This window comes from Escherichia sp. KTE52, from assembly GCF_000408325.1.
In the GTDB taxonomy this organism is placed as follows: domain Bacteria; phylum Pseudomonadota; class Gammaproteobacteria; order Enterobacterales; family Enterobacteriaceae; genus Escherichia; species Escherichia marmotae.
Genome location: NZ_KE138677.1, coordinates 328,506 through 354,582 on the forward strand (window position 1 = coordinate 328,506; position 26,077 = coordinate 354,582).

A 26,077-nucleotide genomic window follows, 5' to 3' on the forward strand; every position below is an offset into this window, starting at 1 on the left:
TTCCGGAGCTAGACGTGAGGATGATAGGCGAACAGCGCAGGCGCGCCGCCAGTATGAATAAACAGAATCGGCCCTTCGTCTTTGAAGCGTTTCTGACTGATGCCATCAATCAGCCCCGCCATCGCTTTTCCGGTATACACAGGATCAAGCAGAATGCCTTCCAACCGCGCCAGCAGTTTCACCGCTTCCATGCCTTCGTCATTTGGCACGCCGTAGCCAGGGGCAAAGTAGTCATCCCAGAGTAAAATTTCTGCTGACGCGGTCAGTTCCAGCTCTTTCGCGATTGCCTGTTGCAGGCTAACCACTTTTGGCAACTGGTCAGCAACGGAACGTGACACGGTCACGCCAATCAGTTCGCTTTCTGGCATCAGTTGTTCCAGCCCTACTGCAAGCCCGGCATGCGTTCCGGCACTGCCCGACGCCACCACCACCGAAGAAATATTAACCGCCCCTTCACACTGTTGCGCGATTTCCAGCGCGCTCTCCACATAGCCCAACGCGCCTAAAGCATTGGAACCGCCAACAGGAATGACGTATGGGCGAAAGCCTTGTGCTTCGACGCGAGTCGCCAGCTCTTCCAGTTGGGCATTGGGATCGGTCAGCGCGTCGCACATTTCAATCTGGGTATTGAAGAGATCTAACAACAAGCGGTTGCCGTTGGTTAAATAGTTTTCTGCAGTAGTGCCAATGGGATTTTCCAGCAGCGCCACGCAATGCAGACCAAGTTTTGCGGCCACTGCGGCAGTCTGGCGCACATGGTTAGACTGAATCGCTCCGGCTGTAATCAGTGTGTCAGCACCTTCGCGCAAGGCGTCTGCTGCGAGAAATTCCAGTTTGCGTAACTTATTTCCGCCCATTGCCAACGGGGTGACGTCATCCCGTTTGATGAAAATGTCCCGACCGAGATAATCAGAAAAACGTGGCAGATATTCGAGCGGTGTCGGTGTGCCGATAAACTCCAACCGTGGAAAACGAGTTAAATTATGCAGTGGCATAAAAGCCTCCGATGTCTGTTGTTGTGATATTGTTATTATGCACGCTGAAAACGCTTAAATAAAAAAGGCGCCGATTAAAGCGCCCTTTTTTGTCATTATGCTGATTACCTGGTCACATCAGCGCCAAACCATTTTTCCGAAAGGGCTTGCAAGGTTCCATCTTTTTGCATTTCTGCGATGGCATCGTTGACTGCTTTCAGCAGATCTTCGTTGCCTTTACGCAGCGCGACACCTGACTCCTGGCGGGAAAAGGCTTCGCCGGTTACTGCCAGCGTATCATTGGTTTTCTTCACCAAATCCAGCGCCGCCAGACGGTCAACCAGGATGGCATCAATACGGCCTACGCGCAAATCCTGGTACTTGGTCGGGTCATCATCATAGGTGCGCACATCAACACCCTGAACATTCTGACGCAGCCACTCTTCATAGTTGGTGCCTAAACCAACGCCAACTTTTTTACCTTTCAGGTCGTCTGCGGTTTTTATTGTGCCTTCATTACCTTTTTTCACCAGCGCCTGAATACCGGAAATGGTGTAAGGGGTAGAGAAATCGTATTTTTTCTTACGTTCATCTGAGATGGTAACCTGATTAATCACCACATCGATGCGCTTAGAATCCAGGGACGCCAGCATACCATCCCACTTGGTCGGTTTTAATGCGGCTTCAACGCCCAGATGTTTTGCCAGTTGTTGAGCAAACTCCACTTCAAAACCGGTCAATTTACCGTCATCGCCCTGAAAGCTAAACGGCGGGTAAGTCCCTTCCAGTCCCACCAGCAACGTGCCACGCTCTTTTACTTTATTGAGCAGGCCTTCGTTGGCAAAACTTTTCACGCTCATACCCGCAACCAGCACCACGGCCATAACACCCATCAACGCCTGACGCCCCAGATGTACTAATTTCATATTCACCCCGAATGTTGTTATGTTGGTTTGCAGTGTAGAGCCATTGTTCGTAGACACAAAAACAACTCTGCTACATCTTATTCTTATTTAATATATATCAGAAGCTGACAGACTGGGGGATTTCTGCGCAAGGTCGCCGCGGGTTTGCATCTGGTAACACTGGTACTTACGTAATGCGATGCGATAATTATTGGTGCTGGTGGTGGGCAGCCAGGGTGCGAGGTTTTCATCAAGAAAACCATCCTGCAACAGGTCAGAGGAAATATCGTGTTCGCTTAAATAATTACCCAAACGACGTAGACGAACCACATATTCGCGCACTGTACCGGGGCTCATTTCAGTATGGTCAAAAAGAAACTGCTTAAAGCCGATAATATCAAAAAAATCACTCTGGGTTTTGCAGTGTAAATCACCGCAGAAACGGCATAACGCTGCCCATGATTTTTGTTCCTCATACCAGCCATTTTCATCAAGCAGCGTATCAAGACGGGAAATCTCGATTTTATTGACTATTTTGCCATCGTGAACCAGGGTAATGCGATCGAGTAATTTACGGCAATATGCGCAATGAGTCTGGCTGTGTTTAAAATCTTTAAGATAGCGGCTTAATGGCCGCCTTTTCTGGTGCTGCATCATTATTAAGAACTCCTGGTATTCAAAATTAATGTGCGGCATTTACCTGAGTTATAACTTACCCAGTTTGGTGCGTAACCGTTTAATAGCCTGGCTGTGTAACTGACTAACCCGCGATTCACCGACCTCAAGCACCGCGCCAATCTCTTTGAGATTAAGCTCTTCCTGGTAATAGAGCGTTAATACCAACTGTTCGCGCTCCGGCAACATTTCGATGGCTTCCATTACCCGCTGGCGCAAATTACTGTCCAGTAACTGCTGTAACGGGTTATCCCGCTGATGATCGTCAGTAACCAGTTCGATGCTATCACCGTGCTCTTCGCGCCACTCATCATAAGAGAAAAGTTGGCTGTTATTAGTATCAAGCAACATTTGCCGGTAATCAGCGATTTCAATCCCTAAACGTTCTGCCACTTCCGTTTCTGTGGCGTTGCGGCCAAGTTCCTGCTCCAGTTGCCCTATTGCCTGCGCCACTTCACGTGCATTGCGTCGCACGCTGCGCGGCACCCAGTCACGGCTGCGAAGTTCATCCAGCATAGCACCACGGATACGCTGCACTGCGTAAGTTGTAAATGCCGTTCCTTGCAGGGCATCATAACGTTCAACAGCATTAAGTAATCCAATGCCGCCTGCCTGTAGCAGATCGTCAAGTTCTACACTCGCGGGCAGTCGAACCTGCAGGCGCAATGCTTCGTGACGCACCAGCGGGATATAACGCTGCCACAGCGAATGTTTATCCATTACACCTTCAGCGGTATAGAGTGATTTCACGATAAACAGCCCTGCGTTATATAAATAATCGGCATAATTATCCGTTTCTGCAGGTTTTTTAATCGGACGATTAATGGGTGAAATAAGGGGTTATTTGGGGTAATCGGTAAATAGCGAGCAGAATAACCCCGCTGGAGCGGGGTTAAGATAGCTGACAAAGTCCGCCTCATCTTGCCGGATGCGGCGTAAACGCCTTATCCGACCTACGCGAATATGCAAATTTAATTAATTGCGATTCACCTTGTAGGCATGATAAGCGTAGCGCATCAGGCAATTTGGCGTTTGCTGTCATTATATTACGACGATTAGCCCTGCAGCAGAGACAGAACTTGCTGCGGCACCTGGTTAGCTTTAGACAGCACAGAGTTACCCGCCTGCTGGATGATCTGCGCTTTCGACATGTTAGACACTTCGGTCGCATAGTCGGCGTCCTGAATACGGGACTGCGCTTCAGACAGGTTGGTGGTGGTGTTGTTCAGGTTGGTTACCGCAGAGTCCAGACGGTTTTGAACGGCACCGAGGGAGGAGCGGAAAGTATCAACCTGTGCAATGGCTTTGTCTAAAAGTGCCAGTGGATCAGCAGAAGAAGCCCCTGAGAACTGCGCAGTCGGAGTTGCTGTAGATAATTCAACAACAACTTTGTTCGCTGTGGCTGTTGCCGTAGTGTCATCATTAAGCGCCGCTGGAGCCGTTGTAGCGTAGTTTTTACCCTGGAATGTTACATATCCCGCAGCCGCGCCGTCAGAGTCAGCGGCAACTTTAATCAGCTGATCTTTCTGAGTAGCTGCAGTCGTTAGTCCATTATCGGTGTCTTTGTATTCGACATCGGCTTTATTCAACGTCACTTCACCACTTGCATGGTCAATGGACGCGGAGTAGAAATCACTACCGGATTGAACGACGAACTGTGCGGTGGCAGCCCCTTTCGCATCCAGGGTGTTGTGTAACGTCAGGCTGGAAACATCGACAGTTTTACCTGTCGCAGTAGTCAGATCTTTCGCAACAGCAGTGAAATCAACACCAACAGGTTTTGTCCCAGCGGCTCCTGTAATTTGAGTAATTGAATCACCAACGTTAAGTGATTGAGCAGAAACGGAGAAACCATTCAACCCTAATGTAGAAGAGTCAATTTTCTGTAAATCAATGCTAATAGTCTGGCCATCATTCGCGCCAACCTGAATCTTCATCGAACCGTCTTTTGCCAGTACATTCACGCCGTTGAACTGGGTCTGACCGGAAACACGGTCAATCTCATCCAGACGGGATTTGATTTCGTCCTGAATAGATGACAGGTCAGAATCAGAGTTAGTACCGGTCGTCGCCTGAACGGTCAACTCACGCACACGTTGCAAGTTGTTGTTGATTTCAGACAACGCACCTTCTGTGGTCTGCGCCAGAGAAATACCGTCGTTGGCGTTACGCGCAGCCTGAGTCAGGCCTTTAATGTTAGAGGTGAAACGGTTAGCTATCGCCTGACCGGCAGCGTCATCTTTCGCACTGTTAATACGCAGGCCAGAAGAGAGGCGTTCGATAGAAGTCGACAGCGCAGACTGGTTTTTGTTGATGTTGTTTTGAGTGATCAGCGAGAGGCTGTTGGTATTAATGACTTGTGCCATAATTCATTTTCCTGTTTTCAAGTCTACGGTTTAAGTATTGGGCTTCCACCCTTCGGCTTCGTCGCCGTCAACCCTGTTATCGTCTGGTCACTCACAACCTTTAGAATTTTTTTCTAGCGGTCGAAATACTCCCCTTCCTCGTTGCTGTTCGTGTCATTAAGCCCAAAAATAAATCGTAAACTTTGCCCCACTTACGCCGATAACCCCGGTATTCGTTCTACATGTCGCATGATTAAGGAATCTATATGGCGAGTATTTCAACGCTTGGGGTTGGGTCGGGGCTGGACTTAAGCAGCATCCTCGACAGTCTGGAGGCGGCAGAAAAATCTACCCTGACGCCGATATCGAAACAGCAAAGTTCTTACACCGCGAAACTGAGCGCTTACGGGACGCTGAAAAGCGCGCTGGAGAGTTTCCAGACGGCCAATACAGCACTGAATAAAGCCGATTTATTTACCGCCACCTCAACCACCAGCAGTTCATCAGCTTTCAGCGCCACGACCACGGGCAGCGCAATTGCCGGGAAATACACCATTAGCGTCAGCCAACTGGCGCAGGCGCAGACGCTGACCACCCAAAATAGTCAAAAAGACAGTAAAGCCGCCATCGCCACCAGCGATAGCGTACTGACCATCCAGCAAGGCGGCGGTAAAGAGCCGGTCACGATTGATATCAGTGCGGCTGATTCGTCGCTCTCCGGCATTCGCGATGCCATTAACAACGCCAAAGCTGGTGTCAGCGCCAGTATTATCAATGTGGGTAACGGCGAGTATCGTTTGTCCATCACCGCCAATGATACCGGTAGCGACAACGCCATGAAGCTCAGCGTCAGCGGTGACAGCACCCTGCAAAGTTTTATGGGTTACAACGGAACTTCGGGTGATAGCAGCAATGGCATGGTTGAAAGCGTCACCGCGCAGAACGCCAAACTGACGGTCAATAACGTTGAGATTGAAAACAGCAGCAATACTATCAGTGACGCGCTGGAAGATATCACCCTCAACCTGAATGACGTCACCACCGGTAATCAGACACTGACCATCAGTAAAGATACATCCAAAGCTGAAAATGCGGTTAAAGCGTGGGTGGATGCCTATAACGCATTACAGGATACCTTCAGCAACTTAACGAAATACACAGCCGTCGATGCCGGTGCTGAAAACCAGGATTCCAGCAATGGTGCATTACTCGGTGACTCCACACTGCGTACCATCCAGACTCAGCTTAAAACCTTGCTCGCCAATACCCACAGCAGTTCAAACTATAAAACGCTGGCACAAATTGGCATTACCAGCGATGCCAGTACCGGAAAGCTGGAAATAGCGACCGACAAACTGCAAACAGCGCTGAAAAAAGATGCTGCTGGCGTCGGTGAAATGTTTATTGGTGACGGTAAAAGTACAGGCGTAACCACCAGCATTAGCAGCAACCTGACCAGTTGGCTCTCCTCCACAGGGATAATCCAGGCCGCAAAAGATGGCGTCAGCAAAACGCTGAACAATTTGACCGATCAATACAATGCCGCCAGCGAACGCATCGATACATTAATGGCGCGCTATAAAGCCCAGTTCACCCAATTAGATGTGTTAATGAACTCGCTGAACTCCACCAGCAGCTATCTGACACAACAGTTCGACACCTCAAATAGCAGTTCGAAATAATCTCAGGAGAGACAATGTACAGCGCAAAAGGCACCCAGGCCTACGCACAAATTGGCGTCGAAAGCGCCGTAATGAGTGCCAGCCAACAGCAACTGGTCACCATGCTATTTGACGGCGTGTTGAGTGCGCTGGTAAGAGCGCGCTTGTTTATGCAGGACAACAATCAGGAAGGCAAAGGCGTCTCTTTGTCAAAAGCGATCAACATTATTGAGAACGGGCTGAGACTCAGTCTTGACGAAGAAAGTCAGGACGAATTAACCCAGAATTTGATTGCACTCTATAGCTATATGATCAGGCGTTTGCTGCAAGCTAATTTACGCAACGATGTCTCCGCAGTCGCAGAAGTGGAAACTTTAATGCGCAATCTTGCCGATGCCTGGAAAGAGTCTCTACTCTCCCCTTCATTGATTCAGGACCCTGTCTGATGAACCATGCACCGCACTTGTATTTTGCCTGGCAACAACTCGTCGAAAAAAGCCAGCTCATGTTACGCCTGGCGACAGAAGGACGGTGGGATGAACTCATCGCCAGCGAAATGGAATATGTCAATGCGGTGCAAAAAATTGCACACTTAACGGAAGAAATGGAACCCTCTGCCATGATCCAGGAGCAACTCAGACCTATGCTGCGCCTCGTTCTGGAAAACGAAAACAAAGTAAAACAGTTATTGCAGATTCGGATGGATGAACTGGCGAAACTGGTCGGTCAGTCATCAATGCAAAAATCGGTGTTAAGCACCTACGGCGATCAGGGTGGCTACGTGCTGGCGCCGCAGGAAAATCTCTTTTGAAGCTTAAAGAGCTGATTGCTCGCGAATAATCCGATTACGGCTACGCTTCTAATGTTCCCCTTGAGCGGAGTCGAAGAATGCGTAACCCCACGCTGTTGCAATGTTTTCATTGGTATTACCCGGAAGGCGGCAAGCTCTGGCCTGAACTGGCCGAGCGCGCCGACGGTTTAAATGATATTGGTATCAATATGATCTGGCTGCCGCCCGCCTATAAAGGCGCATCGGGCGGGTATTCTGTTGGCTACGACTCCTATGATTTATTTGATTTAGGCGAGTTTGATCAGAAAGGCAGCATCCCCACCAAATATGGCGATAAAGCACAGTTGCTGGCGGCCATTGACGCACTCAAACGCAATGACATTGCCGTACTGCTGGACGTGGTCGTCAACCACAAAATGGGGGCTGACGAAAAAGAAGCCATTCGCGTACAGCGCGTCAATGCAGATGATCGCACGCAAATTGATGATGAAATCATTGAGTGCGAAGGCTGGACCCGTTACACCTTCCCGGCTCGTGCCGGTCAATACTCGCAGTTCATCTGGGACTTCAAATGTTTTAGCGGCATCGACCATATCGAAAATCCAAACGAAGATGGCATTTTTAAAATCGTCAACGACTACACCGGCGAAGGCTGGAATGACCAGGTTGATGATGAGTTAGGTAATTTCGACTATCTGATGGGCGAAAATATCGATTTTCGCAACCATGCCGTCACGGAAGAGCTTAAATACTGGGCACGCTGGGTGATGGAGCAAACGCAGTGCGACGGTTTTCGTCTCGACGCAGTAAAACATATTCCAGCCTGGTTTTATAAAGAGTGGATCGAACACGTGCAGGAAGTCGCGCCAAAACCGCTATTTATTGTGGCGGAATACTGGTCGCGTGAAGTAGATAAGCTGCAAACATATATTGCCCAGGTAGAAGGCAAAACCATGCTATTTGATGCGCCGCTGCAAATGAAATTCCATGAAGCATCCCGAATGGGGCGCAACTACGATATGACGCAGATATTCACCGATACGCTGGTGGAAGCCGATCCTTTCCATGCCGTTACACTGGTCGCCAACCACGATACCCAACCGTTGCAAGCCCTTGAAGCTCCGGTAGAACCGTGGTTTAAACCGCTGGCGTATGCCCTTATTTTGCTGCGGGAAAATGGCGTCCCTTCAGTGTTCTACCCTGATCTGTACGGTGCTCATTACGAAGATGTCGGCGGTGACGGGCAAACCTATCCGATAGATATGCCAATAATCGAACAGCTCGATGAGTTAATCCTCGCCCGCCAGCGCTTCGCCCACGGTGTACAGACGTTATTTTTCGATCATCCGAACTGTATTGCCTTTAGTCGCAGCGGCACCGACGAATATCCAGGCTGTGTGGTGGTGATGTCAAACGGTGACGATGGCGAAAAAACCATTCATCTGGGAGAGAATTACGGCAATAAAACCTGGCGTGATTTTCTGGGCAATCGGCAAGAGAGCGTGGTGACCGATGAAAATGGCGAAGCGACCTTTTTTTGCAACGGCGGTAGCGTCAGTGTGTGGGTTATCGAAGAGGTGATTTAAACACATCCCCGGCGGCAAACCGGGGATATTTCATTACGGTAGTGGCGTCGGCAACGGCGCTTTTTCCAGCACGGCAGCACATTCAGCCGTTGGTCGATCCACGCGTTCCATCGTCATGCCATCGTATTCAATAGTGTTACCGTCACGCTCAATCTCGTACAGTTCACGTTTGACAGTAACGTTAGTGAGATCATCAGATATCAGCGTCAACTTACCCGGTAAAGCAATCACCCGCTGCCACTGACGGCAATCCAGCGTATCACCCTCTTTAGTGACAATCAGGCTACCTATCGCTTCCGGGCTGACCAGAGCACGTTGCGGCCCTTTAGTCTGCCAGTAGCCCGCCAGCCAGTCTGGCGCGGGCGTTTTCACAACATTGTTATAATTTTCAACTTCGGCACAGCCAGCCAGCAGCATAAGTGCGCCTGCAATTGCGAGTTTTTTCATCATTCATCCTGCATGAGAAGAAAAGAAGATTGTGGCATTAATGCCTTGATGCTGCCAGCCTTTCCAGGCCCAAAGAGAAATTTGATCTAACCATTATTTTTGTGAATTATTACCACGAAAAAGAATTTGTCTGGTGTATTATTCGCGGCTCTTGTTTCAAACCTTCTGAGTTCAGAGGCTATATACATGTCATGGCAGCAATTCAAACAAGCCTGGTTGATTAAATTCTGGGCCCCCATCCCTGCGGTCATCGCGGCGGGTATTCTCTCCACTTATTATTTTGGCATCACCGGCACCTTTTGGGCTGTTACCGGCGAATTTACCCGTTGGGGTGGTCAGCTCCTGCAACTGTTTGGCGTCCATGCCGAAGAGTGGGGCTATTTTAAAATTATCCATCTGGAAGGATCGCCATTAACCCGCATTGACGGGATGATGATTCTTGGTATGTTTGGCGGCTGTTTTGCCGCGGCTCTGTGGGCCAACAACGTTAAATTACGTATGCCGCGCAGCCGTATCCGCATTATGCAGGCTATTATTGGCGGGATTATCGCTGGTTTCGGCGCGCGTCTGGCGATGGGCTGTAACCTGGCTGCATTTTTCACTGGCATTCCGCAGTTCTCACTGCACGCCTGGTTCTTTGCCATCGCTACCGCCATTGGCTCATGGTTTGGTGCACGCTTTACTCTGCTGCCAGTCTTCCGTATCCCGGTAAAAATGCAAAAAGTCTCTGCCGCCTCACCGCTAACACAAAAACCAGATCAGGCACGGCGTCGTTTCCGCCTCGGGATGCTGGTCTTTTTTGGCATGTTGGGCTGGGCGCTGTTAACGGCGATGAATCAACCGAAGCTGGGGCTGGCAATGCTGTTTGGCGTCGGCTTTGGCTTACTGATTGAACGCGCGCAAATCTGCTTTACTTCGGCGTTCCGCGATATGTGGATCACCGGGCGTACCCATATGGCGAAAGCGATCATTATCGGTATGGCGGTAAGTGCCATCGGTATTTTCAGTTACGTACAGTTAGGTGTAGAACCGAAAATCATGTGGGCTGGCCCGAACGCCGTCATTGGCGGGTTACTGTTTGGCTTTGGTATTGTGCTGGCGGGCGGCTGCGAAACTGGCTGGATGTACCGTGCAGTGGAAGGCCAGGTGCACTACTGGTGGGTTGGGCTGGGTAATGTTATCGGCTCAACGATTCTGGCTTATTACTGGGATGACTTCGCCCCGGCACTGGCCACCGACTGGGACAAAATCAACCTGCTGAAAACCTTTGGCCCAATGGGCGGCCTGCTGGTGACATATTTACTGTTGTTCGCTGCCCTGATGTTGATTATCGGCTGGGAGAAACGCTTCTTCCGCCGCGCGGCGCTGCAAACTGCTAAGGAGATTGCATGAAAAATATCGTTCCTGATTACCGTCTTGATATGGTGGGCGAACCCTGCCCTTATCCGGCGGTCGCGACCCTTGAGGCGATGCCGCAGTTAAAAAAAGGCGAGATCCTCGAAGTGGTCAGCGACTGTCCGCAGTCAATTAATAATATTCCACTGGACGCACGTAACCACGGCTATACCGTACTGGATATCCAACAAGACGGGCCGACCATTCGTTATTTAATTCAGAAGTAATCTTTTCTCCCGCTGTTTCAGGCAGCGGGAGTATCTTTGCTACGAATTCTCCATTGTGGACGTACAGAAAGTCCGTGGTATATCAGAAAAATAGTCTCAATATTTTATGACCACGCAGGAATGAATTAGTGGTGAAGCATCTCATCCACAATTTCTTTCGTCTGTAACTGATAAGGATAATAAGTTGGCCAGTTGTCCATTTCTTCAAGTAACTGCTGTTGTGACGTATTCCCCATAAATATATGAAAATGGGATGATTTACGAGGGGCAATAATATGATCACTAAACTGCACAAACTTAGGGGCTTTACTGGCTGGTTCCCGGCACTCAAACAGATAACGCACACCTTTCTTCCCTGATTTATATGTCAGTATTTTAAACCCACTGTAATTATATTTACAGGAAGTCATCTCCTCCCCTCGATGGAACTCCATAACACCATTTTCGATGCCAATTGTGTCAACATCTGTTATGTATCCCTTCTGATAGTAGGCTTTAATATCTGCGAATGATTTACCCGGTTCTTTTTCTGCTTTCATTTTAAAGACAGGATCAAGATCACCACTTTGAAGCAAGGGGTACACCGATTGCCAAATACCCTCCCAATCAGCGAGGGATCTATCCTTCACGTTATTATCATCAAAAATACCCTCTGCTGCTTTTTGTTCCATTTCTGTCAGTGGTGCCCCATGTGAATGATGCCCATGAGCAAGTGCATAGTTGCCTGCTAATAGTAACCCCAGAGCAAAAGCCAATTTATTAACAATCATCATCCAGTTTGTCCTCCCGCTTTAACATCACATAATGTTATAACATAACATTTAATAAAAACAACACTGAAGAACGAATAGCAAAACCTAACCAAACACACGCACCATAACCCTACATTTAGTACGTCTTCATCACCAACTACAACCGTTGAAAAAATGCGCCGTTGAAAGCTTTTATTGTAATGATTTTGTCTTACTGCGCTGCCAGTAATAACGGGAAATCATGAATGCAGTACAGAGACAACATTAAGTCATCGGATCTGATTGAAGGAATAGCACCAATCATGCAAACTACAAACTCTCACAACCAACAAGAGATTATTCCCCCTGATGGATCAGGTTGCTATTTTCCAAAAGATGTTTGAGCAAGTGAGAACGGAGCTAAACTTTTCCTGGTTTTACACAGAGTTAAAACGTCATCATATTGCGCATTACATTTACTATCTTGCTACAGATAACATTAGGATCGTTACACACGATGACAAGGTATTGTTAATAAGAGGAAGCAGAAATCTATTAAAAGTCAGTGCCACTAAGAACCCTGAGAAAGTAATAAAAGCAGCCCGGACTCACATTGCCAGAAGATCTACTTTTCGGGAATATTGTATAACGCTCGCGAATGCGGGTGTCTTCCGGTGGGTTACTGACGTTAACGATAATAAACGTCGTTACTATTCTATCGATAATACACTCTTATATATTGAAGATGTTGAGAACAATAAACCCTTAATTTAGATGTATTAGCTCATTTCAGATCTGACAGTTATCCGTACAGGTATCTGTCAGATTATCTCTGGCTTGATTTTCTCTTCTCTGACACCACTCACGCTCATAGCAGCTCCCAGACGGGAAGTTCATGGAAAATGCCTGCCAAAAGTTGTTATATTATAACAGCGAACAGTTTTACCCTGACTGAGGAGAACACACATGAAAATCAATGCCATAGGTAAAGCCATTTTTCTTTTTGCACTGCTAACCTCAACGGCCTCTGCCGCTGGCAAGGACATTAATGTTGAGTTCAGAAAGGGGCATAGTAGCGCCCAGTACTCAGGAGAGATAAAGGGGTACGATTACGACACATATAACTTCTATGCCAAAAAAGGCCAGAAGGTGCATATCAGTATCTCCAATGAGGGGGCTGATATTGTCCTCTTTGGGCCAGGAATTAGCGACTCTGTTGATCTCTCCAGATATTCTCCCGAGCTTGATGACAATGGTCAGTACATCCTTCCCGCTTCCGGTAAATATGAGCTAAGAGTGCTTCAAACCCGTAATGACGCTCGTAAAAACAAAGTTAAAAAATACAGCGTCAACATACAGATTGAGTAAACAGAAATTGACGGGGCTATCCCCGTCATTGCTTTCCTGTACCTGAGGATAACTGTCAGTAACAGACAGAGGCTGTCTATGACGCTGTTCCTGCCACATGAAATATGACCCGGAGTCTTCCCACCCGATTGAATCTGCTGGCATAAGGGACACCCCCGCGCCCTGTTTACGCGCTAAATACGGCTTCTTTAACCGTCTGAATGCGGTGAGGATATGTCGGTAAGACTTACCTGAAAATACGGTTAATTTTTTAGTTTAAACCTTTTTTAGTTATTAGTAAGATGCATATGCTTCAACAGAAGCTGGGAAATTCAACAACTCTTAGATAATTTTGGACCTTGTCCCGCGGCTCCAATCCGACAGCCGCGCTTCTTTTCACTCTCATAGTCAACAGGTTACAAAACCTACACCTGCATGGACATCACTTCCTGATACGCCGCCACCAGCTTATTACGCACCTGAATCCCCATTTGCATCGAAACCGACGCTTTTTGCATCTCGGTCATCACATCGTTTAGCGCTACGCCGGGTTCACCGAGGGTAAATTTTTCTGCCTGTGTGCGGGCGGTGGTTTGCGTATCGCTAATGCGATCGAGCGCAGCATGAAGCTGTCCGGCAAAATTGATGGTCGGTTGCGGCAGAGTCCCCTGCGCACGCGCACTCATCGCCGTGGCCTGTAACTGGCTGATAACCCCTTCAATCCCCTGTATCGCTGACATATTCATCTCCCGGACAATTCTTGGTAGCAGAGCCTACCAGTAAGTCAATAAGATAAAGGCGCTAAATAGAGACAAAAAAATGGGTTAATTGGCGCATAGAAAAAAATAAAACCACAAATAATGAGGCCGTTAATTTTTCGAGTTTGCTGACCCGGGAGTGCGTCTTGTTCCACTTTGCCAATACCGCTGTCTATCATCTGCCACGAGGTGCGCGATGAATGCGACTGCAGCCCAGACAAAATCTCTTGAGTGGCTTAATCGCCTGCGCGCAAATCCGAAAATACCTTTGGTTGTTGCTGCTTCCGCGGCGGTTGCAGTGATGGTCGCGTTAATTCTGTGGGCAAAAGCCCCTGATTACCGCACGTTATTCAGCAATCTTTCCGATCAGGATGGCGGTGCGATCGTCAGCCAACTGACACAAATGAATATTCCTTACCGCTTCAGCGAAGCCAGCGGCGCGATTGAAGTTCCGGCAGATAAAGTTCACGAGCTACGTCTGCGTCTGGCACAGCAAGGCTTGCCTAAAGGCGGCGCGGTCGGTTTTGAACTGCTCGATCAGGAAAAGTTTGGTATCAGCCAGTTCAGCGAACAGGTGAATTATCAGCGAGCGCTGGAAGGTGAACTTTCCCGTACCATCGAAACTATCGGCCCGGTAAAAGGAGCGCGCGTGCATCTGGCGATGCCGAAACCGTCTTTATTTGTCCGTGAACAAAAATCCCCTTCGGCATCAGTGACGGTAAATCTTTTACCTGGTCGCGCGCTGGATGAAGGGCAAATCAGTGCCATTGTGCATCTGGTTTCCAGTGCGGTAGCCGGATTGCCACCGGGTAACGTCACGCTGGTGGATCAGGGTGGGCATCTGTTAACCCAGTCCAGCACCAGCGGGCGCGATCTTAATGACGTCCAGTTAAAATATGCCAGTGATGTTGAAGGTCGCATTCAGCGGCGTATTGAAGCGATCCTGTCACCAGTTGTCGGCAACGGCAATATTCACGCTCAGGTGACGGCACAACTGGATTTCGCCAGTAAAGAGCAAACCGAAGAACAGTATCGCCCTAATGGCAATGCGTCACAGGCGGCGCTCCGTTCCCGTCAACTGAATGAGAGCGAACAAAGCGGTTCCGGTTACCCTGGCGGCGTGCCTGGCGCATTATCGAATCAGCCCGCGCCTGCCAATAACGCGCCAATCAGTACGCCTCCGGCAAATCAAAACAACCGTCAGCAACAAACAAGCACCACCAGTAATAGCGGCCCGCGCAGCACCCAGCGTAATGAAACCAGCAACTACGAAGTCGATCGCACTATTCGTCATACCAAAATGAACGTAGGCGACGTGCAACGTTTGTCGGTCGCCGTCGTGGTGAATTACAAAACGCTGCCGGATGGTAAACCGCTGCCACTGAGCGCCGAACAGATGAAGCAGATTGAAGATCTGACCCGCGAGGCGATGGGCTTTTCTGAAAAGCGCGGAGATTCACTCAATGTCGTCAACTCCCCCTTCAACAGCGGTGACGAAAGCGGTGGAGAACTGCCGTTCTGGCAACAACAAGTGTTTATCGATCAACTGCTGGCTGCCGGTCGCTGGTTGCTGGTGCTACTGGTGGCGTGGCTGCTGTGGCGTAAAGCGGTACACCCGCAGTTAACACGCCGCGCCGAGGCGGTGAGCGCCGTACAACAGCAGCCACAGGCTCGCCAGGAAGTGGAAGATGCGGTGGAAGTACGCCTCAGCAAAGACGAACAATTGCAGCAACGCCGTGCTAACCAACGTCTGGGAGCGGAAGTAATGAGCCAGCGTATCCGTGACATGTCTGATAACGATCCGCGCGTAGTAGCGCTGGTCATTCGCCAGTGGATAAATAACGATCATGAGTAACCTGACAGGCACCGATAAAAGCGTCATCTTGCTAATGACCATTGGCGAAGATCGGGCGGCTGAAGTGTTCAAGCACCTCTCCCAGCGCGAAGTGCAAACCCTGAGCGCAGCGATGGCAAATGTCACGCAGATCTCCAATAAACAGTTAACTGAAGTGCTGGCGGAGTTTGAACAAGAAGCTGAACAGTTCGCCGCTCTGAATATTAACGCCAACGATTATCTGCGTTCGGTGCTGGTGAAAGCGCTGGGCGAAGAGCGTGCCGCCAGCCTGCTGGAAGATATTCTCGAAACCCGCGACACCGCCAGCGGCATAGAAACGCTCAACTTCATGGAGCCGCAGAGTGCCGCCGATCTTATTCGCGATGAACATCCACAGATTATCGCCACCATTCTGGTACATCTGAAGCGCGCCCAGGCCGCCGATATTCTGGCGTTGTTCGATGAACGTCTGCGTCACGACGTGATGCTGCGTATCGCCACCTTTGGCGGTGTACAGCCTGCCGCGCTGGCGGAACTGACCGAAGTGCTGAATGGTCTGCTCGACGGTCAGAATCTCAAACGCAGCAAAATGGGCGGCGTGAGAACAGCAGCCGAAATTATCAACCTGATGAAAACCCAGCAGGAAGAGGCGGTTATTACCGCCGTGCGTGAATTTGACGGTGAGCTGGCGCAGAAAATCATCGACGAAATGTTCCTGTTCGAAAATCTGGTGGATGTCGACGATCGCAGTATCCAGCGTCTGTTGCAGGAAGTGGATTCCGAATCGCTGCTGATCGCCCTGAAAGGTGCCGAACAGCCACTGCGCGAGAAGTTCCTGCGCAATATGTCGCAACGCGCCGCCGATATCCTGCGCGACGACCTCGCCAACCGTGGTCCGGTACGTTTGTCGCAGGTGGAGAACGAGCAGAAAGCGATTCTGCTGATTGTGCGCCGCCTTGCCGAAACTGGCGAAATGGTGATTGGCAGCGGCGAGGACACCTATGTCTGATAACCTGCCGTGGAAAACCTGGACGCCTGACGATCTTGCGCCGCCACAGGCAGAGTTTGTGCCGCTGATGGAGCCGGAAGAAACCGTCACTGAAGAGATCGAACCCCGCCTTGAACAACAACTGGCACAACTGCAAATGCAGGCTCACGAGCAAGGTTATCAGGCGGGGATTGCCGAAGGTCGCCAGACAGGCCATGAACAAGGCTATCAGGAGGGTCTGGCACAGGGGCTGGAACAAGGACTGGTGCAGGCGAAATCTCAGCAAGCACCGATTCATGCGCGGATGCAGCAACTGGTCAGCGAATTCCAGACCACCCTTGACGCGCTGGATAGCGTGATAGCTTCGCGGCTGATGCAAATGGCTCTGGAGGCAGCGCGTCAGGTGATCGGTCAGACGCCCACGGTGGACAGCCAGGCACTGATCAAACAGATCCAGCAGTTGCTACAGCAGGAACCGTTATTCAGCGGCAAACCACAGTTACGCGTGCATCCGGATGACCTGCAACGCGTCGATGAGATGCTTGGCGCAACGTTAAGCCTGCACGGCTGGCGGTTGCGCGGCGATCCAACTCTGCATCCCGGCGGCTGTAAAGTCTCTGCCGATGAAGGCGATCTCGATGCCAGTGTCGCCACCCGTTGGCAAGAACTCTGCCGTCTGGCAGCACCTGGAGTGGTGTGATGACCACTCGCCTGACACGCTGGTTAACCTCGCTGGATAGCTTTGAAGCCAAAATTGCGCAACTTCCTGCGGTACGCCGCTACGGGCGATTAACCCGCGCCACCGGGCTGGTGCTGGAAGCTACCGGATTACAACTACCGCTCGGCGCAACCTGTGTGATTGAACGCCAGAACGGCGCTGAAACTCACGAAGTGGAAAGCGAAGTGGTTGGCTTTAACGGTCAACGGCTGTTTTTAATGCCGCTGGAGGAAGTGGAAGGTGTACTGCCTGGCGCACGCGTTTATGCCAAAAACATCTCCCCACAAGGGTTGCAAAGCGGCAAGCAATTACCGCTCGGTCCGGCGTTGTTAGGTCGCGTTCTGGACGGTAGCGGTAAACCACTCGACGGCCAGCCCTCTCCCGATACGACTGAAACCGGTGCATTAATTACCCCGCCGTTTAACCCATTGCAACGTACGCCGATTGAGCACGTGCTGGATACGGGCGTGCGTCCAATCAATGCCCTGCTTACCGTCGGACGCGGGCAGCGTATGGGGCTGTTTGCCGGTTCCGGCGTCGGCAAAAGTGTGTTGCTGGGGATGATGGCGCGTTACACCCGTGCAGATGTGATTGTCGTTGGTTTAATTGGTGAACGTGGACGCGAAGTAAAAGATTTTATTGAGAATATCCTCGGTGCTGAAGGGCGTGCGCGCTCGGTGGTGATTGCCGCACCAGCCGATGTTTCTCCGCTCCTGCGAATGCAAGGTGCCGCCTATGCCACGCGCATTGCCGAAGATTTTCGCGATCGGGGTCAGCATGTGTTGCTAATTATGGATTCCCTCACCCGCTACGCGATGGCTCAGCGTGAAATTGCGCTGGCGATTGGCGAACCGCCTGCCACCAAAGGCTATCCTCCATCGGTATTCGCCAAACTACCGGCATTGGTCGAGCGTGCCGGAAACGGCATCAGCGGCGGCGGCTCGATTACCGCTTTTTATACCGTGCTCACCGAAGGTGATGATCAGCAAGATCCGATTGCCGACTCCGCGCGGGCGATCCTCGACGGGCACATCGTACTGTCTCGTCGTCTGGCGGAAGCCGGACACTATCCGGCAATTGATATTGAAGCGTCAATCAGCCGTGCAATGACAGCACTGATCAGCGAGCAACATTACGCGCGGGTGCGCACATTCAAACAGTTGTTGTCGAGTTTTCAGCGCAACCGCGACCTGGTCAGCGTTGGTGCTTATGCCAAAGGCAGCGATCCCATGCTCGATAAAGCCATCGCCTTATGGCCGCAGCTTGAGGGCTATTTGCAACAAGGCATTTTTGAACGCGCGGACTGGGAAGACTCTCTCCAGGGGCTGGAGCACATTTTCCCAACGGTGTCATAACTCAGGAGATAACAGCAGATGGCAGAACATGGCGCACTGGCGACCCTGAAAGATCTGGCAGAAAAAGAGGTGGATAACGCCGCACGACTGTTGGGTGAAATGCGTCGCGGATGCCAGCAGGCAGAAGAGCAACTCAAAATGCTGATCGATTATCAGAATGAATATCGTAACAACCTGAATAGCGATATGAGTGCAGGAATGACCAGCAATCGCTGGATTAACTATCAGCAATTTATCCAGACGCTGGAAAAAGCCATTACTCAGCACCACCAGCAACTTACACAGTGGACACAGAAAGTTGATGTTGCCCTGAATAACTGGCGGGAAAAGAAACAACGTTTGCAGGCCTGGCAGACACTGCAGGAACGGCAATCCACGGCGGCACTGTTAGCAGAAAACCGCCTCGATCAGAAAAAGATGGATGAGTTTGCCCAGCGCGCCGCCATGAGGAAACCAGAATGATTCGCTTAGCGCCCTTGATTACCGCTGACGTTGACACCACCACGCTGTCCGGCGGTAAAGCCACCGATAGCGCACAAGATTTTCTCGTTTTGTTGAGCGGAGCATTAGCAGGCGAGACAACAAACAACAAATCTACGCCCCCATTGTTGGTGGCGACAGATAAACTTGTCATCAAAGTCGAGCCGCTGGTCAGCGATATTCAGAACGACGCGCAACAACCAGATTTACGGATCTCTGTGGATGGAACACAGCCCGTCATCAACGACGAACAATCCACATCAACACCATTAATCACCGCTCAGGCGATTACGCTGGCTGCGGTGCCAGACAAAGACACGGCAAAAGACGAAAAAGCGGATGATCTTAATGAAGACGCCGCGGCCAGCCTGAGCGCCCTTTTCGCAATGTTGCCGGGTTTTGACAATACGCCCAAAGTAACTGACACACCATCAACCGTGTTACCGACAGAAAAGCCAGCACACCCCACAAAACTGACTTCTGCGCAACGCACAACAGCACAGCCTGGCGACACCGCTGAAGCGTCAGTCCAGCCATTAACACCGCTGGTAGCTGAAGCCCAGAGCAAAGCGGAAGTCATCATCACACCTTCGCCAGTGACTGCTGCTGCCAGCCCGCTAATCACTCCACACCAGACGCAGCCTCTGCCCACCGTCGCAGCGCCTGTTTTGAGTGCCCCGCTGGGTTCCCATGAATGGCAACAATCCTTAAGCCAACATATTTCACTGTTTACCCGTCAGGGGCAACAAAGCGCTGAATTGCGTTTGCACCCGCAGGATTTAGGTGAAGTGCACATCTCCCTCAAAGTGGATGACAACCAGGCGCAAATCCAGATGGTTTCGCCGCATCAGCACGTGCGCGCCGCCCTGGAAGCGGCTCTTCCGGTACTGCGTACACAACTGGCAGAAAGCGGTATTCAGTTGGGGCAGAGCAATATCAGCGGCGAAAGTTCTAGCAGTCAGCAACAGGCGGCGTCTCAGCAACAGCAAAGCCAGCGCACAATAAACCATGAACGCAAGGCTGGCGAAGATGACGATGCACTGCCAATTTCTGCCTCTTTACGAGGGCGTGTAGCAGGCAACTGTGGCGTTGATATTTTCGCCTAACGTCAGAGGTAACCCCTTAACCTGCGTCTTTTCCCCGCTTTGTCGCGATCAAGACACAGGATAATTAACCGATAAGCAGTAGCGACACAGGAAGACCGCAACACATGACTGATTACGCGATAAGCAAGAAAAGCAAGCGATCGCTTTGGTTCCCGATTCTGGTATTCATTACTCTCGCGGCCTGCGCCAGCGCGGGGTACAGCTACTGGCACTCGCATCAGGCGGCGACTGACGACAATGCGCAGCAACATGTCATGCCCTCACCGGTCTTCTACGCACTGGACACTTTTACGGTCAACCTGGGCGATGCGGATCGTGTGCTTTATATCGGTATTACTCTGCGACTAAAAGATGAAACCACCCGTTCGCGCCTGAGCGAGTATTTGCCGGAAGTTCGTAGTCGCTTGCTGTTACTGTTTTCGCGTCAGGATGCCGCCGTGCTGGCAACCGAAGAAGGCAAGCAAAAGCTGATTGCCGCGATTAAAGCCATACTCTCCACCCCGCTTGTTGCCGGGCAACCGAAACAGGATGTCACCGACGTGCTGTATACCGCTTTTATTCTGCGATAACGACATGGGCGATAGTATTCTTTCTCAAGCTGAAATTGATGCACTGTTGAATGGCGACAGCGAGGTCAAAGACGAACCGACTTCCGGCGTGACCAGCGACAATGACATTCGGCCTTACGATCCCAATACGCAACGACGGGTTGTGCGCGAACGTTTGCAGGCGCTGGAAATCATTAATGAACGTTTTGCCCGACATTTCCGCATGGGGCTGTTTAACCTGCTGCGTCGTAGCCCGGACATCACCGTCGGGGCGATCCGTATCCAGCCATATCATGAATTTGCCCGCAACCTGCCAGTGCCGACCAACCTTAACCTTATCCACCTGAAACCGCTGCGCGGCACAGGACTGGTGGTGTTCTCGCCAAGCCTGGTATTTATTGCCGTGGATAACCTGTTTGGCGGCGATGGTCGGTTCCCTACCAAAGTGGAAGGTCGCGAGTTTACCCATACCGAACAGCGCGTCATCAACCGCATGTTAAAGCTGGCGCTTGAAGGCTATAGCGACGCCTGGAAGGCGATTAATCCGCTGGAAGTCGAGTATGTACGTTCGGAAATGCAGGTGAAATTTACCAATATCACCACCTCACCAAACGACATTGTGGTTAATACGCCTTTTCATGTCGAAATTGGCAACCTGACCGGTGAATTTAATATCTGCCTGCCATTCAGCATGATCGAGCCGCTGCGGGAATTGTTGGTTAACCCGCCACTGGAAAACTCGCGTAATGAAGATCAGAACTGGCGCGATAATCTGGTGCGTCAGGTACAGCATTCACAACTGGAGTTGATCGCCAACTTTGCCGATATTTCGCTGCGCCTGTCGCAGATTTTGAAACTGAAACCCGGCGATGTCCTGCCGATAGAAAAACCCGATCGTATCATCGCGCACGTTGACGGCGTTCCGGTGCTGACCAGCCAGTACGGCACCATCAATGGCCAGTATGCGTTACGGATAGAACATTTGATTAACCCGATTTTGAATTCTCTGAACGAGGAACAGCCCAAATGAGTGACTTGAATAATCCGGCCGATGACAACAACGGCGCAATGGACGATCTGTGGGCTGAAGCGTTGAGCGAACAAAAATCAACCAGCGGCAAAAGCGCCACTGAGGCGGTGTTCCAACAGCTTGGTGGCGGCGACGTCAGTGGAACATTGCAGGATATCGACCTGATTATGGATATTCCGGTCAAACTGACCGTCGAACTGGGTCGCACACGAATGACTATCAAAGAGCTGTTGCGCCTGACGCAAGGATCAGTGGTGGCGCTGGACGGTCTGGCTGGCGAACCGCTGGATATTCTGATCAATGGCTATTTAATCGCCCAGGGCGAAGTTGTGGTCGTTGCCGATAAATATGGCGTGCGGATCACCGATATCATTACCCCGTCTGAGCGGATGCGCCGCCTGAGCCGTTAGTGATGAATAACCACGCCACCGTGCAACCAACCACGCCGGTTTCCACCGCGCCGCTCCTGCAGGTGAGTGGCGCATTAATTGCCATTATTGTCCTGATTCTCGCTGCAGCGTGGCTGGTGAAACGGCTGGGATTTGCCGCCAAACGCAGCGACGCCCGCGGGTTAAGAGTCAGCGCCAGCGCTTCACTTGGCGCGCGCGAGCGGGTAGTGGTGATCGATGTGGAAGATGCACGACTGGTACTCGGCGTCACCGCAGGGCAAATCAATCTATTGCATAAACTTCCCCCTTCTGCGCCAACGGAAGAGATGCCACAGACCGATTTCCAGTCGCTAATGAAAAATTTGCTCAAGCGTAACGGGAGATCCTGATGCGTCGTCTGTTATCTGTCGCTCCTGCTCTTCTCTGGCTGGTCAGCCCCCTCGCCTTTGCGCAACTGCCTGGCATCACCAGCCAACCGCTGCCTGGCGGAGGACAAAGCTGGTCGCTTCCGGTGCAGACGCTGGTGTTCATCACCTCGCTGACGTTTATTCCGGCGATTTTACTGATGATGACCAGTTTCACTCGCATCATCATCGTTTTTGGTTTACTGCGTAACGCGCTGGGAACCCCCTCCGCCCCGCCCAACCAGGTATTGCTGGGACTGGCGCTGTTTTTGACCTTTTTTATTATGTCACCGGTTATCGACAAAATTTATGTCGATGCGTACCAGCCATTCAGCGAAGAGAAAATCTCAATGCAGGAGGCGCTGGAAAAAGGGGCGCAACCGCTGCGTGAGTTTATGCTGCGTCAGACCCGCGAGGCAGATTTAGGGTTGTTTGCCAGACTGGCAAATACCAGCCCCTTGCCGGGACCGGAAGCCGTGCCGATGCGCATTTTGCTACCGGCCTATGTGACCAGCGAGCTGAAAACCGCATTCCAGATAGGCTTCACGATTTTCATTCCTTTCCTGATTATCGACCTGGTGATCGCCAGCGTGTTGATGGCGTTGGGGATGATGATGGTGCCCCCCGCGACCATTGCTCTACCATTTAAACTGATGCTGTTTGTGCTGGTGGATGGCTGGCAATTGCTGGTCGGTTCGCTGGCGCAGAGCTTTTATAGTTAGAGAGGGCAAAATGACACCTGAATCGGTCATGATGATGGGGACGGAAGCGATGAAAGTCGCTCTGGCGCTGGCCGCCCCGCTGCTACTGGTGGCGCTGGTGACTGGCCTTATTATCAGCATTTTGCAGGCTGCCACGCAGATTAACGAAATGACGCTATCGTTTATTCCGAAAATCATCGCCGTATTTATCGCCATTATTATTGCCGGGCCGTGGATGCTCAACCTCTTGCTGGATTACGTCCGCACCTTGTTCACTAACCTGCCGTATATCATCGGGTAGCGCGTGCTATGTTGCAGGTAACAAGCGAACAATGGCTTTCCTGGTTAAGTCTGTATTTCTGGCCATTGCTGCGCGTGCTGGCGCTGATCTCCACCGCGCCCATTTTAAGCGAACGTAGTATACCGAAACGGGTGAAACTGGGACTCGCGATGATGATCACTTTCGCTATTGCCCCGGCATTACCAGCCAACGATGTTCCCGTTTTTTCGTTCCATGCCCTGTGGCTGGCGGTGCAGCAAATCCTGATTGGCATTGCCCTTGGGTTTACCATGCAATTTGCCTTTGCCGCTGTGCGAACTGCTGGAGAAATTATCGGTCTGCAAATGGGGCTTTCATTTGCGACATTCGTCGATCCAGGCAGCCATCTTAATATGCCCGTTCTGGCGCGTATTATGGATATGCTGGCTCTGCTGTTGTTCCTGACATTTAACGGCCATTTATGGTTGATTTCGCTGCTGGTCGATACGTTTCACACTCTGCCTATTGGGGGCGAGCCGCTTAACAACAATGCGTTTCTGGCGCTCACCAAAGCAGGAAGTTTAATTTTTCTCAACGGATTGATGCTGGCATTACCGATTATTACCCTGCTGCTGACACTGAATCTGGCGCTGGGATTACTTAATCGTATGGCTCCGCAATTATCAATTTTCGTTATCGGTTTTCCATTAACTCTGACGGTCGGTATTTCATTAATGGCAGCATTAATGCCGTTAATTGCTCCGTTTTGCGAACATTTATTCAGTGAAATTTTTAATTTGCTTGCCGATATTATTAGCGAATTTCCAGCAATATGATTCCGTAATGTTTATCGTGTTATCCTAAGGATTATCCGAAAAATAAAATCAGGCTACATCTTCCAGGATACTCCGCTGGCGCAATATTTATTTTAGTCTCACTCACATATCACAACATTTACTTTACTTTAAGACAATTCCAGGCAAATTATAAAGAACTTTACGGGATAGTAAGTCCGCCTGAAAAATCGCGAGAGTGCCGCATTAGGTGATGCTTGTTGTTCCGTTTAGTCATGATGAAATATTCAGGTAAGGGGAATTATCGTTACGCATTGAGTGAGGGTATGCCATGTCAACGATTATTATGGATTTATGTAGTTACACCCGGCTAGGTTTGACCGGGTATCTGTTGAGTAGAGGGGTTAAAAAAAGAGAAATCAACGACATCGAAACCGTTGATGACCTTGCCATCGCTTGTGATTCACAGCGCCCTTCAGTGGTGTTTATTAATGAGGACTGTTTTATCCACGATGCTTCTAACAGTCAGCGTATCAAGCACATCATTAATCAACATCCCAATACGTTATTTATCGTTTTTATGGCAATTGCCAATGTTCATTTTGATGAATATCTGTTGGTCAGAAAAAATTTATTGATTAGTTCTAAATCAATTAAACCGGAATCTCTCGATGATATCCTTGGCGATATTCTGAAAAAAGAGACAACAATGGCCACTGTTTTAAATATGCCGACGTTATCATTGAGTCGAACCGAATCGAGTATGTTACGAATGTGGATGGCTGGTCAGGGAACCATTCAGATCTCCGACCAAATGAATATCAAAGCCAAGACCGTTTCATCGCATAAAGGCAATATTAAACGTAAGATCAAAACGCATAATAAACAAGTTATCTATCATGTCGTCCGACTGACGGATAATGTGACTAATGGTATTTTTGTCAACATGCGCTAACACATTCTGACTGGTGGTTTCCCACCAGTCAGGCTGAATGAAATTACTCTGCTTTCTCCACAAAGATACCGTCCTGATGCCCTGCCTCATTAAAGAACCAGATGCCGAGCGGGTAGTCTTCCAGCGAAACCAGGTACATTGTGCCTTCACTAAACTCCTCAACTGCCAGTACCACGCCAGGACGACGCGGACCGCCATCCGTTTTGACTGTTACCCGATCATTCACCTTCATCATTTTCCTCCTGTGGCTTTGTGCCAGTGTAGAACAATTTCTTTTTGCTGGCAGCGCCGGATGAGCGCGAGTGCTGATTTTCTCGACGGTCTATACTTAAAAGATGCCAGGCGTGCATCACGGTCAGCAGCATCAAATGAGTAACGGTTGCGAGGAAAGATGATGAAAACCGCAAAAGAGTACAGCGATACCGCAAAACGTGAGGTCAGCGTCGATGTCGATGCCCTGCTGGCGGCGATCAATGAAATTAGCGAAAGCGAAGTTCATCGCAGCCAGAGTGATTCAGAACACGTCAGTATCGATGGTCGTGAATACCATACATGGCGTGAATTAGCGGATGCCTTTGAACTGGATATTCATGACTTTAGCGTCTCGGAAGTAAACCGCTAAATGCGACATAAAAAAATCCCGGCCCTTGTGGGGGTCGGGATCAAACTTGCTTA

32 protein-coding genes are annotated in these 26,077 nt (G+C 50.3%); 23 read left to right on the forward strand and 9 right to left on the reverse strand.

The genetic code is table 11. From position 1 onward, the window contains the following. Nucleotides 1-8: 8 nt before the first annotated feature. The 5 genes from dcyD to A1SC_RS15475 form a co-directional block, all read right to left on the reverse strand. Nucleotides 9-995, reverse strand: coding sequence for a D-cysteine desulfhydrase (dcyD, locus tag A1SC_RS15495; protein ID WP_001128252.1), 987 nt, complete (start codon nucleotides 993-995; stop codon nucleotides 9-11). A gap of 104 nt (nucleotides 996-1,099) precedes the next feature. Further along, nucleotides 1,100-1,900 carry a cystine ABC transporter substrate-binding protein gene (gene tcyJ, locus A1SC_RS15490; RefSeq protein ID WP_024214583.1) on the reverse strand — a complete coding sequence of 267 codons (801 nt, stop codon included), beginning with the start codon at nucleotides 1,898-1,900 and terminating at the stop codon, nucleotides 1,100-1,102. 87 nt (nucleotides 1,901-1,987) lie between these two features. Then, nucleotides 1,988-2,539, reverse strand: a complete 552-nt coding sequence (gene fliZ, locus A1SC_RS15485) for a flagella biosynthesis regulatory protein FliZ (protein ID WP_024191890.1) — start codon at nucleotides 2,537-2,539, stop codon at nucleotides 1,988-1,990. Between the two features lie 45 nt (nucleotides 2,540-2,584). After that, the gene (gene fliA, locus A1SC_RS15480) at nucleotides 2,585-3,304 is read right to left on the reverse strand and encodes an RNA polymerase sigma factor FliA (RefSeq protein WP_000839544.1); all 720 of its coding nucleotides are present in this window, start codon (nucleotides 3,302-3,304) and stop codon (nucleotides 2,585-2,587) included. Nucleotides 3,305-3,609: 305 nt separating this feature from the next. Then, a complete protein-coding gene (locus A1SC_RS15475) occupies nucleotides 3,610-4,920 on the reverse strand; it encodes a FliC/FljB family flagellin (protein WP_000079767.1) in 1,311 nt (436 codons plus the stop codon). Between the two features lie 245 nt (nucleotides 4,921-5,165). On the opposite strand from A1SC_RS15475, the gene fliD reads away from it, so the two are divergent. The 4 genes from fliD (at nucleotide 5,166) to amyA (ending at nucleotide 8,936) form a co-directional block, all read left to right on the forward strand. Continuing rightward, nucleotides 5,166-6,581, forward strand: coding sequence for a flagellar filament capping protein FliD (gene fliD / locus A1SC_RS15470; protein ID WP_001516565.1), 1,416 nt, complete (start codon nucleotides 5,166-5,168; stop codon nucleotides 6,579-6,581). 14 nt (nucleotides 6,582-6,595) lie between these two features. Beyond that, nucleotides 6,596-7,006 (forward strand): flagellar export chaperone FliS, encoded by a 411-nt coding sequence (gene fliS, locus A1SC_RS15465; protein WP_000286599.1) that lies wholly within the window; start codon nucleotides 6,596-6,598, stop codon nucleotides 7,004-7,006. Next, nucleotides 7,006-7,371: a flagella biosynthesis regulatory protein FliT gene (gene fliT / locus A1SC_RS15460; protein WP_001015042.1), complete on the forward strand. Its 366-nt coding sequence runs from the start codon at nucleotides 7,006-7,008 to the stop codon at nucleotides 7,369-7,371. Before fliS ends, fliT begins: the two co-directional genes overlap by 1 nt. Nucleotides 7,372-7,448: 77 nt before the next feature. After that, nucleotides 7,449-8,936 (forward strand): alpha-amylase, encoded by a 1,488-nt coding sequence (gene amyA / locus A1SC_RS15455; RefSeq protein WP_016262078.1) that lies wholly within the window; start codon nucleotides 7,449-7,451, stop codon nucleotides 8,934-8,936. Between the two features lie 33 nt (nucleotides 8,937-8,969). Here the strand turns inward: amyA and yedD are convergent, their stop codons facing one another. After that, the gene (gene yedD, locus A1SC_RS15450; RefSeq protein WP_001516567.1) at nucleotides 8,970-9,383 is read right to left on the reverse strand and encodes a lipoprotein YedD; all 414 of its coding nucleotides are present in this window, start codon (nucleotides 9,381-9,383) and stop codon (nucleotides 8,970-8,972) included. A 186-nt stretch (nucleotides 9,384-9,569) separates the two neighbouring features. Here yedD and yedE point away from each other — a divergent pair, with 186 nt between their 5' ends. Further along, the gene (gene yedE / locus A1SC_RS15445) at nucleotides 9,570-10,775 is read left to right on the forward strand and encodes a selenium metabolism membrane protein YedE/FdhT (protein WP_001516568.1); all 1,206 of its coding nucleotides are present in this window, start codon (nucleotides 9,570-9,572) and stop codon (nucleotides 10,773-10,775) included. Further along, nucleotides 10,772-11,005, forward strand: a complete 234-nt coding sequence (yedF, locus tag A1SC_RS15440) for a sulfurtransferase-like selenium metabolism protein YedF (RefSeq protein WP_000790504.1) — start codon at nucleotides 10,772-10,774, stop codon at nucleotides 11,003-11,005. Before yedE ends, yedF begins: the two co-directional genes overlap by 4 nt. Nucleotides 11,006-11,130: 125 nt before the next feature. Here yedF and zinT read toward each other — a convergent pair whose 3' ends face one another. Continuing rightward, nucleotides 11,131-11,778, reverse strand: a complete 648-nt coding sequence (gene zinT, locus A1SC_RS15435) for a metal-binding protein ZinT (RefSeq protein ID WP_001516569.1) — start codon at nucleotides 11,776-11,778, stop codon at nucleotides 11,131-11,133. 327 nt (nucleotides 11,779-12,105) lie between these two features. On the opposite strand from zinT, the gene A1SC_RS15430 reads away from it, so the two are divergent. Then, a complete protein-coding gene (locus tag A1SC_RS15430; RefSeq protein ID WP_016248821.1) occupies nucleotides 12,106-12,510 on the forward strand; it encodes a DUF1398 family protein in 405 nt (134 codons plus the stop codon). A gap of 192 nt (nucleotides 12,511-12,702) precedes the next feature. Continuing rightward, a complete protein-coding gene (gene pliG / locus A1SC_RS15425; RefSeq protein WP_000700038.1) occupies nucleotides 12,703-13,104 on the forward strand; it encodes a g-type lysoyme inhibitor PliG in 402 nt (133 codons plus the stop codon). Nucleotides 13,105-13,508: 404 nt separating this feature from the next. On the opposite strand, the gene fliE is transcribed toward pliG, so the two are convergent. Next, nucleotides 13,509-13,823, reverse strand: a complete 315-nt coding sequence (fliE, locus tag A1SC_RS15420; protein WP_016262079.1) for a flagellar hook-basal body complex protein FliE — start codon at nucleotides 13,821-13,823, stop codon at nucleotides 13,509-13,511. A gap of 214 nt (nucleotides 13,824-14,037) precedes the next feature. On the opposite strand from fliE, the gene fliF reads away from it, so the two are divergent. The 14 genes from fliF (at nucleotide 14,038) to rcsA (ending at nucleotide 25,402) form a co-directional block, all read left to right on the forward strand. Then, nucleotides 14,038-15,696: a flagellar basal-body MS-ring/collar protein FliF gene (fliF, locus tag A1SC_RS15415; RefSeq protein WP_016262080.1), complete on the forward strand. Its 1,659-nt coding sequence runs from the start codon at nucleotides 14,038-14,040 to the stop codon at nucleotides 15,694-15,696. Then, nucleotides 15,689-16,684: a flagellar motor switch protein FliG gene (gene fliG / locus A1SC_RS15410; RefSeq protein ID WP_000067961.1), complete on the forward strand. Its 996-nt coding sequence runs from the start codon at nucleotides 15,689-15,691 to the stop codon at nucleotides 16,682-16,684. Before fliF ends, fliG begins: the two co-directional genes overlap by 8 nt. After that, complete coding sequence (gene fliH, locus A1SC_RS15405; RefSeq protein ID WP_016262081.1) at nucleotides 16,677-17,363, forward strand: flagellar assembly protein FliH; 687 nt, start codon at nucleotides 16,677-16,679, stop codon at nucleotides 17,361-17,363. The genes fliG and fliH overlap by 8 nt, the downstream gene beginning before the upstream one ends. Further along, the gene (gene fliI / locus A1SC_RS15400) at nucleotides 17,363-18,736 is read left to right on the forward strand and encodes a flagellar protein export ATPase FliI (RefSeq protein ID WP_000213265.1); all 1,374 of its coding nucleotides are present in this window, start codon (nucleotides 17,363-17,365) and stop codon (nucleotides 18,734-18,736) included. Before fliH ends, fliI begins: the two co-directional genes overlap by 1 nt. Before the next feature lie 18 nt (nucleotides 18,737-18,754). Continuing rightward, complete coding sequence (gene fliJ / locus A1SC_RS15395) at nucleotides 18,755-19,198, forward strand: flagellar export protein FliJ (protein WP_000807573.1); 444 nt, start codon at nucleotides 18,755-18,757, stop codon at nucleotides 19,196-19,198. After that, nucleotides 19,195-20,322 carry a flagellar hook-length control protein FliK gene (locus A1SC_RS15390; RefSeq protein WP_016262082.1) on the forward strand — a complete coding sequence of 376 codons (1,128 nt, stop codon included), beginning with the start codon at nucleotides 19,195-19,197 and terminating at the stop codon, nucleotides 20,320-20,322. Before fliJ ends, A1SC_RS15390 begins: the two co-directional genes overlap by 4 nt. A gap of 104 nt (nucleotides 20,323-20,426) precedes the next feature. Continuing rightward, the gene (gene fliL, locus A1SC_RS15385; RefSeq protein ID WP_000133098.1) at nucleotides 20,427-20,891 is read left to right on the forward strand and encodes a flagellar basal body-associated protein FliL; all 465 of its coding nucleotides are present in this window, start codon (nucleotides 20,427-20,429) and stop codon (nucleotides 20,889-20,891) included. A 4-nt stretch (nucleotides 20,892-20,895) separates the two neighbouring features. After that, a complete protein-coding gene (fliM, locus tag A1SC_RS15380; protein WP_001516574.1) occupies nucleotides 20,896-21,900 on the forward strand; it encodes a flagellar motor switch protein FliM in 1,005 nt (334 codons plus the stop codon). Then, on the forward strand, nucleotides 21,897-22,310 hold the full coding sequence (fliN, locus tag A1SC_RS15375; protein WP_001281690.1) for a flagellar motor switch protein FliN: 414 nt from the start codon (nucleotides 21,897-21,899) through the stop codon (nucleotides 22,308-22,310). Before fliM ends, fliN begins: the two co-directional genes overlap by 4 nt. A gap of 2 nt (nucleotides 22,311-22,312) precedes the next feature. Beyond that, nucleotides 22,313-22,678 carry a flagellar biosynthetic protein FliO gene (gene fliO, locus A1SC_RS15370; RefSeq protein WP_016262083.1) on the forward strand — a complete coding sequence of 122 codons (366 nt, stop codon included), beginning with the start codon at nucleotides 22,313-22,315 and terminating at the stop codon, nucleotides 22,676-22,678. Further along, entirely contained in the window at nucleotides 22,678-23,415 is a 738-nt protein-coding gene (gene fliP, locus A1SC_RS15365) for a flagellar type III secretion system pore protein FliP (protein WP_001253435.1), read from the forward strand. Before fliO ends, fliP begins: the two co-directional genes overlap by 1 nt. Nucleotides 23,416-23,425: 10 nt before the next feature. Further along, on the forward strand, nucleotides 23,426-23,695 hold the full coding sequence (fliQ, locus tag A1SC_RS15360) for a flagellar biosynthesis protein FliQ (RefSeq protein WP_000187358.1): 270 nt from the start codon (nucleotides 23,426-23,428) through the stop codon (nucleotides 23,693-23,695). Nucleotides 23,696-23,703: 8 nt separating this feature from the next. Continuing rightward, nucleotides 23,704-24,489 (forward strand): flagellar biosynthetic protein FliR, encoded by a 786-nt coding sequence (gene fliR, locus A1SC_RS15355; RefSeq protein WP_001516577.1) that lies wholly within the window; start codon nucleotides 23,704-23,706, stop codon nucleotides 24,487-24,489. A 289-nt stretch (nucleotides 24,490-24,778) separates the two neighbouring features. Beyond that, nucleotides 24,779-25,402, forward strand: coding sequence for a transcriptional regulator RcsA (rcsA, locus tag A1SC_RS15350; protein ID WP_000103995.1), 624 nt, complete (start codon nucleotides 24,779-24,781; stop codon nucleotides 25,400-25,402). A 43-nt stretch (nucleotides 25,403-25,445) separates the two neighbouring features. Here the strand turns inward: rcsA and dsrB are convergent, their stop codons facing one another. Continuing rightward, the gene (dsrB, locus tag A1SC_RS15345; RefSeq protein WP_000867217.1) at nucleotides 25,446-25,634 is read right to left on the reverse strand and encodes a protein DsrB; all 189 of its coding nucleotides are present in this window, start codon (nucleotides 25,632-25,634) and stop codon (nucleotides 25,446-25,448) included. 162 nt (nucleotides 25,635-25,796) lie between these two features. Between dsrB and yodD the strand changes: the two genes are divergently transcribed. Then, nucleotides 25,797-26,024, forward strand: a complete 228-nt coding sequence (gene yodD, locus A1SC_RS15340) for a peroxide/acid resistance protein YodD (RefSeq protein ID WP_001516578.1) — start codon at nucleotides 25,797-25,799, stop codon at nucleotides 26,022-26,024. Nucleotides 26,025-26,077: the final 53 nt, after the last annotated feature.